The organism is Pararhodospirillum photometricum DSM 122 (assembly GCF_000284415.1).
Classification (GTDB): Bacteria; Pseudomonadota; Alphaproteobacteria; order Rhodospirillales; family Rhodospirillaceae; genus Pararhodospirillum; species Pararhodospirillum photometricum.
On sequence record NC_017059.1, the window covers coordinates 3,044,232 to 3,056,283 of the forward strand.

General features: G+C 64.5%; 12 protein-coding genes. 7 read left to right on the forward strand and 5 right to left on the reverse strand.

The genetic code is table 11. The features are described from left to right. Nucleotides 1–655 precede the first annotated feature (655 nt). Nucleotides 656–1,111, forward strand: a complete 456-nt coding sequence (locus RSPPHO_RS13665) for a MarR family winged helix-turn-helix transcriptional regulator (RefSeq protein ID WP_041795587.1) — start codon at nucleotides 656–658, stop codon at nucleotides 1,109–1,111. Nucleotides 1,112–1,180: 69 nt separating this feature from the next. On the opposite strand, the gene RSPPHO_RS13670 is transcribed toward RSPPHO_RS13665, so the two are convergent. Further along, complete coding sequence (locus RSPPHO_RS13670) at nucleotides 1,181–2,122, reverse strand: bifunctional riboflavin kinase/FAD synthetase (RefSeq protein ID WP_014415798.1); 942 nt, start codon at nucleotides 2,120–2,122, stop codon at nucleotides 1,181–1,183. 26 nt (nucleotides 2,123–2,148) lie between these two features. Continuing rightward, nucleotides 2,149–2,589 carry a MaoC family dehydratase gene (locus RSPPHO_RS13675; RefSeq protein ID WP_041795588.1) on the reverse strand — a complete coding sequence of 147 codons (441 nt, stop codon included), beginning with the start codon at nucleotides 2,587–2,589 and terminating at the stop codon, nucleotides 2,149–2,151. Nucleotides 2,590–2,892: 303 nt separating this feature from the next. Between RSPPHO_RS13675 and RSPPHO_RS18075 the strand changes: the two genes are divergently transcribed. Continuing rightward, nucleotides 2,893–3,420: a BLUF domain-containing protein gene (locus tag RSPPHO_RS18075; RefSeq protein ID WP_014415800.1), complete on the forward strand. Its 528-nt coding sequence runs from the start codon at nucleotides 2,893–2,895 to the stop codon at nucleotides 3,418–3,420. Between the two features lie 15 nt (nucleotides 3,421–3,435). Here the strand turns inward: RSPPHO_RS18075 and RSPPHO_RS13685 are convergent, their stop codons facing one another. After that, a complete protein-coding gene (locus tag RSPPHO_RS13685) occupies nucleotides 3,436–4,335 on the reverse strand; it encodes a DMT family transporter (protein WP_041795590.1) in 900 nt (299 codons plus the stop codon). Nucleotides 4,336–4,445: 110 nt separating this feature from the next. Between RSPPHO_RS13685 and RSPPHO_RS13690 the strand changes: the two genes are divergently transcribed. Continuing rightward, entirely contained in the window at nucleotides 4,446–4,874 is a 429-nt protein-coding gene (locus tag RSPPHO_RS13690; protein WP_041797484.1) for an HIT domain-containing protein, read from the forward strand. Beyond that, on the forward strand, nucleotides 4,871–5,464 hold the full coding sequence (locus RSPPHO_RS13695; protein ID WP_014415803.1) for a hypothetical protein: 594 nt from the start codon (nucleotides 4,871–4,873) through the stop codon (nucleotides 5,462–5,464). Before RSPPHO_RS13690 ends, RSPPHO_RS13695 begins: the two co-directional genes overlap by 4 nt. Before the next feature lie 274 nt (nucleotides 5,465–5,738). Here RSPPHO_RS13695 and RSPPHO_RS13700 read toward each other — a convergent pair whose 3' ends face one another. Beyond that, nucleotides 5,739–6,692, reverse strand: a complete 954-nt coding sequence (locus RSPPHO_RS13700) for a glycosyltransferase family 9 protein (RefSeq protein ID WP_041795592.1) — start codon at nucleotides 6,690–6,692, stop codon at nucleotides 5,739–5,741. A 229-nt stretch (nucleotides 6,693–6,921) separates the two neighbouring features. On the opposite strand from RSPPHO_RS13700, the gene RSPPHO_RS13705 reads away from it, so the two are divergent. From RSPPHO_RS13705 to RSPPHO_RS13715, 3 genes are all read left to right on the forward strand, one after another. Then, nucleotides 6,922–7,143, forward strand: coding sequence for a hypothetical protein (locus tag RSPPHO_RS13705; RefSeq protein WP_041795594.1), 222 nt, complete (start codon nucleotides 6,922–6,924; stop codon nucleotides 7,141–7,143). A gap of 463 nt (nucleotides 7,144–7,606) precedes the next feature. Further along, the gene (locus RSPPHO_RS13710; RefSeq protein WP_041795596.1) at nucleotides 7,607–8,113 is read left to right on the forward strand and encodes a TIGR00645 family protein; all 507 of its coding nucleotides are present in this window, start codon (nucleotides 7,607–7,609) and stop codon (nucleotides 8,111–8,113) included. A 39-nt stretch (nucleotides 8,114–8,152) separates the two neighbouring features. Further along, nucleotides 8,153–9,907, forward strand: coding sequence for a cation:proton antiporter domain-containing protein (locus RSPPHO_RS13715; protein WP_014415807.1), 1,755 nt, complete (start codon nucleotides 8,153–8,155; stop codon nucleotides 9,905–9,907). Between the two features lie 52 nt (nucleotides 9,908–9,959). Here RSPPHO_RS13715 and RSPPHO_RS13720 read toward each other — a convergent pair whose 3' ends face one another. Further along, complete coding sequence (locus RSPPHO_RS13720; RefSeq protein ID WP_081581790.1) at nucleotides 9,960–11,933, reverse strand: putative bifunctional diguanylate cyclase/phosphodiesterase; 1,974 nt, start codon at nucleotides 11,931–11,933, stop codon at nucleotides 9,960–9,962. Nucleotides 11,934–12,052 lie beyond the last annotated feature (119 nt).

Here is a 12,052-nt window from a genome sequence, read left to right on the forward strand (position 1 = left end):
GGCGTGCGCGTCCTCCCGCGTTCCCATGTCTCGCGTCCCCCCCCCGTGTCGGGTCTCCTGTCCGTTGCCTTACCGTGTTACCATGCCGAAGAATAGCCTTTTTCGACCCACCGGGCTTTGAAGGCTCTTTCGACACATCTAACGCGGACCCGGCTCCTTTGGTATTCCGCTTCCGAGACGGGAAATACCCGCCGAGCGCGAGAAGGGAAAGTGTCATCATCCTTCATCGGCCGGAAAATTAGCACGCCTTCTCTCGTATACAAGCAATTCATCGCGTCAAAAGGCGCATTGTTTTTCCGTGGGGCGGTTTGTTACGAAGCCGATGCCTTTCGGGAAGGATGCGGCTTTTGAACTCTAACCATTGTAATCACCCTACCATATTCTTTCGGGTAGTCCAGGGCTATTTCCTGGCGTAGGCTCCTCTTTGGGCGAGGTGTGTGGGATAACACCAGGAAAGGGCGTTCCCTTGCGGATTGTAAGTTTGCTAAAAAAGGTCCCATCAGCAATGATCGCTGTGATAATATCCCCAAACAGGCTAGGGCCTCGCGGGATTCCTTGCGGCTTACCCCAGAAAGAGTTATTCTGAGTCGAAACTTTCCGCTTTTCGGTGGGGATCCGAAGAGCCTCCCAGAGGAGCCCCACAGGGGTGAGATGGATGAAACACAGCTGCACATCGCGGGCCGTGGCCGAACTGCTCACGCAGGTCGGACGCCTGACCCACAGCCGTGGTTTCACAGGGGGGCTGAACCCGGCGCAGTGGATGGCCTTGCGCTATTTCAGTCAGGCCAACGAATCGGTGGCCACGGTGATGAAGTTCGCCGAGCACTACGGGTCGAGTCGGGGCACCGCGTCCCAGTCGATCTCGGCCTTGGTGCGCAAGGGCTACCTCGTGCGCCAGCCCAGCCGCGGCAAAAAAAGCTCCCACGTCCTGGTCCTGACCGAGGCCGGGCGCATGCTCATTGAACATGATCCCATCAATCACCTGATCGACGGGATCGAGGAACTGCCTGACGCCAAGAAACCGGTGTTCGCCGAGTCCCTGGAGTTCCTCATTCGCCACCTATTCGATGCCCACTCGGGAGATCCCGACGTGCTGGAGCCCTCGGAATAGGGCCCCCATCGCCGAGGGGTCTGGGGAGGCCTGCCTCCCCAGCCTTTCTTTTTGAGGAACGAACGCCGTCTACCCGTTGGCCAGCAAGGCCCGCGCCTGGGCAACATCGTTCTCGATCTGGGCGCGCAGGGCCTCCAGGCCGGAAAAGGTCTGCTCCGGCCGCAGGAAGTGGTGAAAGCGCACCCGCACATGCCGACCATAGAGGTCGGGCGTAGCATCAAACAGGTGGACTTCCAAAATTGGGTCGCCGGCCCCGAACGTGGGGCGGCGCCCGAAATTGGCCACGCCCGGCAGAAATTTGGTGTCGAGGCCGCCGTCGAGCCCCGCCGTGACCGCATAAACGCCAGCGCGCGGCGGTTGGTAAAGCCCGAGGCGCAGGTTGGCGGTGGGGAAGCCCATCTGCCGGCCGCGCTGGTCGCCGCGCTCGATACGGCCCTCGATCTCCCAGGGATGTCCCAAAACGGCGGTCGCCCGGGCGATGTCGCCGGCTTGTAAGGCCTCGCGCACCCGCGTGGAGGAACAGGTCTCCCCCTGGGCATCGCGCACCGGCGCCACCGCTGTGACGCCAAAGCCGCGTTCCAGGCCGCGCGCCTGGAGCAGTGCCACGGTCCCTTCGCGCTGGTGGCCAAAGGCATAATCCTGCCCCACGACCACGTGGGAGACGCCCAGGCCCTGTTGCAGCACCTTCTCGATGAACCAGTCAGCCGATCCCTGGGACAAGGCGGCGTCAAAGGCCTGGACAATCAGGAAGTCCGCGCCTTGCGCGGCGATCAGGTGGGTTTTGAGGCGAAACGAACTTAAAGAGAAGGGCGGCAGGTCAGGCTGGAAAAAACGACGGGGGTGAGGCTCGAAGGTCATGACCCCCAGGGGGCAGCCCAGGCCATGGGCAATGGCGCGTGCCGCGCCGATCACCCGCTGATGCCCCCGGTGAACCCCGTCAAAATTGCCCAGGGCCACGCTGGCGCCTCGCAAGGAGGCCGGCAGCTCGCTGGTGTGGCGCAACACGCGCATGGTAGGAAGGCTCCAAGAGGAGGGAATCAGGACTCGGGTCGGGCCGGCACCATCACCGTGGCTTCGCCATCGAGCACCAGCTTGCCGGCGACCGTGCAGGTGGTCCGCAGGGTGACAAAGCGCTTGGCCGGCACCAAGGCGGTGACCTCGGCGGTGGCTGTCACCGTGTCGCCGATACGCACGGGGGCTTTGAACTTCAGGGTCTGCCCCACATAAATCGCCCCCGGCCCKGGCAGCTTGGTTCCCAAAACGGCAGAAATAAAGCCGGCGGAAAGCATGCCATGCGCAATTCGCCCGCCAAACGGGGTCGTTTTCATGTATTCTTCGTTAAGGTGCGCTGGGTTGGTGTCCATTGTCACCCCGGCGAAGGTATAGATATCGGCCTCGCTGACCGTCTTGGCCACGCTGGCGGACATGCCTTCGCTCAGGTCTTCGAAATAATGGAGGATCGGATTGTCGGCCGTCATGACGGACTCCTTGCTCGGGGAACCGGGCCGACTATACGCGGGGTTTCGCGCCGGCGAAAGACGGGGAAATCTCGGGGGCATTGGGTGACAGAGGGCTGAAAGCCGGCGAAAGAGGAAAAGAAGGCTGGGGAGGCGCGGCCTCCCCAGTCCCCACGGTCCCGGAGGTCCTTTCCGGGAGGCATGCCTTCAGGAGGGGAGGGGACTGGGGAGGCCGCGTCTCCTCAGCCTTTGGAGTATACTCTTGACGGGAGGGGGGGCTGATCCAACGTAGAGATCAGTCCTGCCCCCAGGAGAACACCCGCGATGACCGAGGCATGGCAGTTGGCTTATGTCAGTCTCGACGCCGGAACGTCCGAGGACGAGTTCGACGCCTTGATCCGCTTTTCCCAGACCCGCAACCGCAGCATTGCCATCGGTGGGTTTTTGCTGCGCTTGGGGGACACCATTTTTCAGGTCATGGAGGGGCCGTCCGAGCGGGTCAAAACCATGTTCTATGACCGTATCGCCTGTGATCCCCGTCATGGCGACGTCCATGTGGTGCTGGAGCGCCCTATCGAGCGCGTCGCGTTTCGGGGATGGGGGATGGTGCGTCTTCAGGCCATGCCCCGGCTCTTGACCAGCTTATGGGGAGGGGTGTTGCCGTCGCAGGGCTTTTATCGCGCCTTGATCAACGACCCCGCTCTTGCCGAAGGGGTGATCCGGGCCGGTGCCTTGCTCCATGATCTGGCGGTACGCCAGGGGGCCGAGATTGTGGCCGGGCCGCACGTGCCTCCCCTGACCTGCGCCGGCCCCGATATTCCGGGGTTGGGGCCGGTGCGTCTGGGGGTATAAGCCCTCCCCCTTGGGCTAGCGCGGCCGTCGGCTGACCAGGGCGATGCCGCCCAGGATCAGGACCATGGCGCAGGCATGAAACCAGCTTAGGGTCTCGCCCAACAGGCCGACCGCCATCACCGCGGTCAAGACCGGGATCAAGTTGGAATAAAGGCCGGCAACCCCCGGCCCCACCGCCGCCAACCCCTTGTTCCAGAACAAAAACGCCAGCAGGGCTGGGAACACGGCCGTATAGGGCAACACCCAAGCCGTGGTGGCATCAAGCGGCATGGTGCGGCCTGCCAGGATCTCCCAGGCATAAAACGGCACCAAGATCAGCAGCCCTCCCACCATCTGCACCGTCAGAAACGTCGTGGCCGGCACCGCTGGGGGATGACGCCGCAGCAACACGGAAAACACCGACCACAAAAACGTGGCCAGCAGCATCAAGGCATCGCCTTCGTGCAAGGTCAGGGACGCCAGAACCTGGAGATCCCCCTGGGCCACCACCAGCAAGACCCCCAGGAACGACAAGGCAATGCCCGCCATCTGTCGCTTGCCCAGTCGATCCTTGAGGACAAGGCGGGCCAGCACCACCATCATGATGGGCATCGACGCCCCGACCAGCGAAACGTTGATCGCCGTCGAGGTCGCCAGGGCGGCATACATCAAGGCATTATACGCCCCAGCACTCAGCGCGCCCAACAGCAGCAAGAACGGCCCATCCCGGCGCAACACCGCGCGGTGTTCCCACAACGACCGACCCGTCAACGGTAAAATCAGGACAATGGCCAGCGCCCAGCGCCAAAACGCAAACCCGATCGGCGGAATGCCCGACTGGGCCGCGATCTTGCCGACGATGGCGTTGGTCGCCCAAAAAAACGCGGCCAAGCTCAACAGCACCGGGGCGGCGCCAAGCAGGGAGCGGCGGGTCATGCGGGGATCCTTTCGCCTTGATGTCCGCGGGCAGTCGCGCCCCATATAAAGGCCCGGCCGTCCGGCGGCAATCCCGCCCCGGCGTGTCCCCTGGGAGGCCCTTGCGGATCATGGTTCCCCTTGATGACCGGCTTGCCGCCGACAGCCATTGGGTCGTCGATTGGCCCCTGTGTCAGGTGCGCTTGATGGATGACGCCCGTTTTTTCTGGTTGGTGCTCGTGCCCGATCGGGCTGGCGCCGTTGAACCGTTCGATCTCGCCCCCGAGGATCAGGCGATCTTGTGGCAAGAAGCTCTGGCCGCCGCCGCCGCCCTCAAGGCCGCCACCCGGGCCGCCAAGATCAACGTCGGCCTTCTGGGCAATATTGTCTCGCAGCTCCACGTCCACGTGGTGGCGCGTCGCGGCGAGGATGTGGCCTGGCCCGGCCCGGTCTGGGGCGCCGGGGTGCCCGAGCGCCTTGATCCCGCCGCCTTGCGCCGCCGCCTCGCCGAAGCGCGTGCGTTCCTGGCCCTGACCTCCCGCCCGGAGATGCCCCGATGAACCCCGCCTTCCTTCTGCTCGCCCTGGCGCTGGGCGTCCCACTGGTCGGGATTCCCACCGCCGACGCCAAGGAAGCCCCGGCCAAACCCGGGCGCACCCTTGCCGAGGCCCAGCCCCCCGGCCTGGGGGTTCACTTTCGCTATCCCGCCAGTTGGCGCCTGGAAAAGGTCGATGGCCATACGGTCTTGCTCTCGGGAGCGCCCGAGACGCCGGAGTGGCTTACCACCGTGACCCTCACCAACCAGGAAAACCCCGACAGTAAAAATCCCCAGGCCGGCGCCGCGACCCTGGTCGCCCAATACGTGGCGGCCATCCGTGCCCGGGGAACCGACCAGGAAATCCTCCGCGAGGCCCCGTTCACCTTCCCCGGCAGCGGCCCCGCCGGCAACGGCCAACAAGCCGTCGCCCGCTTCCAAGGACAAAACGGCCCGGTGCGCCAATGGATGGTCGCCATCCCCCGCGCCGACATGGCCGTCGCCCTCGTCGTCCTTTATACCGCCCCCGATGACGCCTTCGAAAAAGCCCTGCCCACCGCCCAGGCCGTCGTCGATGGCATGAGCTTTTTGCCTCAGAAGGGGAAAAAGAAATAAGGGGGTGTTTGCCGGGGTGACGCGGGGCTGCCACCCCGGGCCCCGCCTGGAGGCTGACGCCTCCAGACCTCCGCTTTCYTTTTATTAATTGGCTCTCCCTTCCCCCTCCTTTGGAAAAGCGCGCTTTTCCAAAGGAGGGGGAAGGGAGAGCCATGAACAGAAGAAAAAGGGGTCTGGGCATCGCCCCAGGCGGGGCTCGGGGCGGCAGCCCCGCGTCGCCCGAGCGAACGACCAGCGCCGCGTTTTCTACCCGAGCGCTCCGCCCGCGTCGCCGTCACCCGCGGGGGCGGCGTTCCCACAGGGCCCAGGCGGCGGCTTCGACGGTTTCGAGGCGCAGGCTTTGCATGAGGGGGCCAACGGTAGCGGCGTTGGTCCCGGGGGGGAACAGGACGGCCGGTGGTTCGGGGGTGCGGACCACGGCGGTACAGCGGCCCCAAGGGCCGTAGACGGCGTCGGGGGTGKGGCCGAACAGGCCGAGGGTAGGAATGCCGGCGGCGGCGGCCATGTGCATGAGCCCGGAATCGTTACCCAGGAAGAAGGCGCAGCGTTCCAAGACGGCCTGAACCTCCAGCAAGCTGCCCTGGCCCAGCAGGTCGAGGCGGCGCTCGGCGGGCACGGCGTCGAGCAGGGGCTGGGCGGCGGCACGGTCCTCGGCGCCGCCCAATACGGCGACCCGCCCGCCCGGGAGGGGGCCATCGGCGGCGGTGAGGCGGCGGGTGATCTCAACAAAGCGTTGGATGGGCCACGTCTTGCCGTGCCAGTTGGCCACCGGGGCCACGGCCAGCACGGGCGCCCCCAGGGGAATCAGGCGATCACCAGCAGCGTGATGCTCAGGCGCCAGCCAAAGGCGCGGCGCGGGGGGCGGACTGACGCCGAGCAGGCGGGCGAGGCGGACCACCTTGTGCTCGTGGGCCGGCCCGGGGCGCAGCCAGTAGCGCCGGTTGGCCCGCAACACCCAGGAGACGGGCGAGGCGCGCAGATCGACCACGGTCTCCCAGTGCCGACCGACGCAAGCCCGCCACAACTGGCGCCAGTGACGCGCCCGGGGGCCTTTGGTCAGAACGAAGGTTTCTTCCCGCCCCGGCACGGCAGCGAACAGATCGGCGGCCAGCGGACCACACGCGACGGTGACACGCACGCCGGGGGTGGCGCGGATGAGGTGGTCAAGCACACCGGTGGAAAGAACGGCATCGCCGATGCGCGTAGCGGTAATGAACAACAGGGACATGGACAAACAACGACTTCCGCGACGAGAGGGGGAGGCTGAAAGGGGGGACTTTAGAGCGAGACTCACCGCGGGGAAACCGGTTTTGCGCCGGGCCGGTCGGGGGGCGGCCCCGTCGTTGCTTAATCTATAATTTAGATAGATTGACTGGACACACCATCACCCCCATGTCAGGATCCCCAAGCCGCCCCCCATCCCGGGTCGGGACTGGCAGAAGACGGGAAGAAGAGACATGAGACAAAATTCTGGCGAGAGGCCCCTTCATCGGACGCGGATTGCGGATCGCTGGCTGGTGCCGGGGAGCGAACCCTCGGTGTGGGAACTGATTGACGATCCCATCGGCGCGTTGGTGCGCCAGCGCGACGCCATTGAGGTTGCGGATGTGCTGGCTGCGGTCAATGCGGCTCGCAGCGGTTTGACCCGGGGGGAGACACGGACGTGCCCGATGATGTAAGGCCCACGGCCCAGTGGCCCACACTCCCCGGGATCGTCACGGATGCCGGGGATTTTTTTTGCCCGAAGAGCACAGAGAGCGCAGCGGAGGCCCACCCCACCTCTTGCCCCCAGCCTCTTGCTCAGGATGGCCCCCCGAAGCGAGCACCCCAAGGCCTGGGTGCATCGACAGGGGGTCTTCGGGGAGCCATCCCCCGAACGCTTTGCATGAATCAGGCCAAAGTGCCGAGCGGCGGAAATCCGCGCTCTGTGTCCCCCCTCCAAAGGACCATTTCGGAACAATCGCCAGAGAAGTGTACATTTCCGTGCTTTCCTGCCTCGCGCGAGGAGAGCCTATCCCCAGGATTTTAAATCCTTTTTCCCTTTCTTTCCCTTGACATCGACCGCTCTTGAGCCGACCTCTAGGTCTCTCCCATCCGTTGACCTCACCGCTTTTTCCCCACACTTCCGCCGAGAGACCGGCCGTGAAATCGCTAGAACTTTTCATTGAACGCATCATCCTGGCCAGCCGTTGGTTGCTGGTGATTTTTTACCTTGGGCTGGGCGCGGCCCTGGCGCTGTATGGCGCCGCGTTTGTCTATAAATTTTCGAAAGTGGCCGCCAACGTCTTCACGTACAGCGAGAGCGACATGATTCTCGCCATGCTGGGCCTGATTGACGCCGCCCTGGTCGCTGGTCTGCTGGTCATGGTCATGATCAGCAGCTACGAAAATTTTGTCAGTCGCTTTGATGAAGGAACCGACGAGGTCTCCTGGCTAGGAAAGTTGGACACGGGCAGCCTCAAAWTCAAGGTCGCCTCGTCCATCGTGGCTATTTCCTCCATCCATCTTCTTCAGGTTTTCCTGAATATTCATGAGTACACTGACAGCAAGGTCATGTGGTTAACTCTTCTTCATCTGACCTTTGTCATTTCTGCGCTTATTCTTAGCTACGTGGAACGCATGATGTCCCACACTCACCTGAAAACCTAACCCTTCCCCGTCCCGCCCCTGGCCCGGAAAGGAACCCACGTGCACGACTTCACCCTCATTGCCACAATCTCCATGAGCCTGATGTTCGCCCTGGGATTTGGGTGGGTGGCGGCTCGCCTCCATCTCTCCCCCTTGGTGGGCTATCTGGTCGCCGGCATTGCGGTGGGACCGTTCACACCGGGCTTCGTGGCCGATGGCCCGCTGGCCCAGCAGCTCGCCGAAGTGGGCGTCATCCTTCTGATGTTCGGGGTGGGACTTCATTTTTCGGTCCGCGACCTGTGGGCGGTTCGCCGCATCGCCATCCCCGGCGCTCTGGGGCAGATTGCGGCCGCGACCGCCATCGGCACGACCTTGAGCTGGCTCTGGGGATGGGGCCTGATCGCGGGTATCGTCTTCGGCCTTGCGCTGTCAACCGCAAGCACCGTCGTCTTGCTGCGCGCCCTGGAGGAGCGCGGCATCGTGCAAAGCCACAACGGCCACATCGCCGTAGGCTGGCTGGTGGTCGAGGATCTGGCCATGGTCGTGGCCCTGGTCTTGCTGCCTGCTGTGGCCAGCCTGACCGGCACCGCCGGCGCCCCTCCCTTGTCCGATCCCACGGACATCGCCAGCACCCTGGGCCTTACCTTGGCCAAGGTGGCCATGTTCATCGCCTTGGTCATGCTGGTGGGGCGCCGGGTGGTGCCGTGGATCTTGGATCAGGTGGCCCGCCAGGGATCGCGCGAGTTGTTCACCTTGGCGGTTCTGGCCCTGGCGCTGGGCATCGCCTATCTGTCCTCCAGCCTGTTTGGCGTGTCGTTCGCGCTTGGTGCTTTTTTTGCCGGCGTCATCATGAGCGAGTCCGACCTGAGCCAAAAAGCCGCCGCCGATTCCCTGCCCCTCAAGGATGCCTTCGCCGTCTTGTTCTTTGTCTCGGTGGGCATGCTGTTCGACCCCCGCATCCTCCTCGCCGATCCCCTCGCGGTGCTCGCGGTGCTCCTGGTCATCATTATTGGCAAGTCGCTGGCGGCCTTCGGCATTGTGCTGTTGTTCCGCTATCCCGTGTCCACCGCCTTGATCGTCTCGGCCTCTTTGGCCCAAATTGGTGAATTTTCCTTTATCCTTGGAGCGTTGGGCGTCTCGCTGGGCCTGTTGCCGCCGGCGGGCATGACCTACATCTTGTCGGGAGCCCTGCTGTCCATCGCCTTGAACCCGCTGGTGTTTCACCTTGTGGGCCCCCTGGAGCGCTGGATCCGCCGCCACCCCCGCCTGACCTCAACCTTGGAGCATTCCACCCCGGACCCGCTGGCCCACCTGCCGGTGGGAACGCCCGTGCCGGATCAGCACGTCTTGATCATCGGCCACGGCCGGGTGGGGTCCTTGTTGGCTGAGGCCATGCATCAGGCCGGTGTTCCTTCCTTGCTGGTCGAGCAGAACCGGGCCGTGGTCACGCGTCTGCGCGAGGAGGGCCGTTTGGCCCTGTGCGGGGATGGCGCCGTGATGGACGTCTTGCAGCGGGCCCATCTCGAGCGGGCCCGCCTCTTGATCGTTGCCATCCCTGATGGCTTTGCCGTGCGGCGGATCGTTGAAGGGGCACGCCACGTCAACCCCCAGCTCGACATCGTCGTGCGCACCCACAGCGATGAAGAGCGCGAGACCTTGGAGCGCCTGGGCGTCGATCATGCGGTGATGGGCGAACGCGAGTTGGCCTTTGCCATGATGGACACGGCCTTGCGCTGCGTGGGGGTCAGTGATGCCGAGGCCGTGGTCGCGGCGTTTCGCAGGCCGGGTGTTTTGAAGGATCCCCAGGCGGCTTGAAGAAAAGGCTGGGGAGGCGGCCCTCCCCAGCCCCTCGGTTCCCTTGGGGGAGTTACGACGCCACGCTGTGGCCTAGCAGGGTGTTCAGGACTTTTTCGGCCGGTTCGGGCCGGGCCAGCAGAAAACCCTGCACGGCATCGCAGCCGACCGAGCCCAGGTAGGCATACTGGGCGTCGGTTTCCACACCCTCGGCGATCACCTCCAGGCCGAGGCTGTGCCCGAGATTGATGATCGCCCGGGTGATGACAGCATCGTTGCCGTTTTCGGTAACATTGCGGACGAAAGACTGGTCCACCTTGAGCCGGTCCACCCGGAAGCGCTTGAGATAATTCAAGGAAGAATAGCCCGTCCCGAAATCGTCGATGGCCAGCCGAATCCCCGCGTGCGAAAAGGCTTCGAGAAGCCGGATGGCGTGGTCCACGTCTTGCATCAAGATGCTCTCGGTCAGCTCCAGTTCCAGATCGGCGGGCGGCACCCGGTGCTCGGCGAGCAAGGCGATCACCCGCTCAACCAGCCCGGCCTTGCGAAACTGAACGGCGGAAATGTTGACCGCGATCAGCAAGCGGCCACAGCCCCGCGCCCGCCAGTTGGCATAGTGGGCCAGGGCGGTTCGCAGCACCCAATCCCCAAGGTCGTGAATGAGATCGCTGTCCTCGGCGACGCCGACGATGGTCGAAGCCGGGATCGGACCCAGCCCCGGATGGGTCCAGCGCACCAAAGCCTCAGCGCCTGAAGGCTGGCCACTGCGCAAATCGTATTGCACCTGGAAATGCACGGCGAGTTGGTCGCCCAACTGCAGGGCACGGCGCAGATCCCCTTCCAGGCTTAGGCGGGCGGCGGCCTCAGCATTCATCTCCTGCGAGAAAAATAAGCAGTGTTCGTCCTCAGAGCGCTTGGCCCGGTAGAGCGCCATGTCGGCATTCTTGATCAAGGTGGCGGGGTCGGTGCCGTCTTGCGGGAAAATGGCAATGCCCACATTGGCCCCCACCCGCACCTCGTGGTCGCCCAGATCAACCGGCGTTCGGATCACCTCAATCAGATGACGCGCCACCGCCGCCGCCGCCTCGGGGCTGGAAACGCCGGTTTGAATAAGCGCAAACTCGTCGCCGCCCACCCGGGCCACGGTGTCGGCTTTCTCAGCGGCGGCATTGATACGCGACGCGATGGTCATCAAAAACAAATCGCCAACGGCATGACCCAGGGTGTCGTTGATCCGGCTGAAATGGTCGAGATCGATAAACAGCACGGCCAAGCCGAGGCCGTTGCGCCGGGCGTGATGGACCGCCTGATCAAGCCGGTCACGAAATAAAACGCGATTGGGCAGACGCGTCAGGGTGTCGTAATTCACAAGCTGGCGGATGCGCTCCTCGGTCCGCTTGCGGGCCGTGACATCCTCGTGCACCGCCACCACGTGCAAAACCCGGCCCGCCCGGTCGAGAAGAGGCGTCAAGATTTGGTGGACGGTGTGGGTTCGGCCATCCTTGCGGCGCTCGACCAGTTCGCCTCGCCACACCCGCCCGGCGCGCAAGGCAGCCCAAATCTGCTCCAAGTCGGCCTCCTCGCGGCCGCCCGGGCGCAGCACCTCAGGCAGATGGCCCAGCATTTCGGCCCCCTGATACCCGGTGAGACGCTCGTAAGCCTCATTCACCCATTCAACGCGGCCCTCGCCGTCACACACAAAAATCGCACTGGCCACGGCGCTCATGGCCAAGTCGCGCAGCCGCTGGGCATTGTGGGCCCGGCACACGGTGAATAGCCGGCCCAGGCGTTGGGACAAGTCCTCCAAGGCGGCTTCGACGGCGGGGGTGGGGGCGCTTTCCTCATTCCAGCCCAGGCACAATACGCCAACGAGGTGGCCGCCATCGTGAAGCGGCAGGCACAAGGCTTCCTCAACGTCGGCGGTTTGCATCCAGGCCGCGCTCAGACCGGTGCCGCGCACCGGACGGCCAAGGCGGCAGGCGGCACGGGCCGGCCCCTCCTCGGCGTCGGCTGGGGAGGCGGGCCTCCCCAGACCCCTCCTTATCATGAGGCGGCAAGGGGGCTTGGCGCGTGGCTTGCCTCGGGATCGGAAACGGTTCACCCTGGGGCCCGGCGTTGGAAGGGGATTTCCGGCGTCATGACAGGACCTTGACAGCCTCCGAGCCA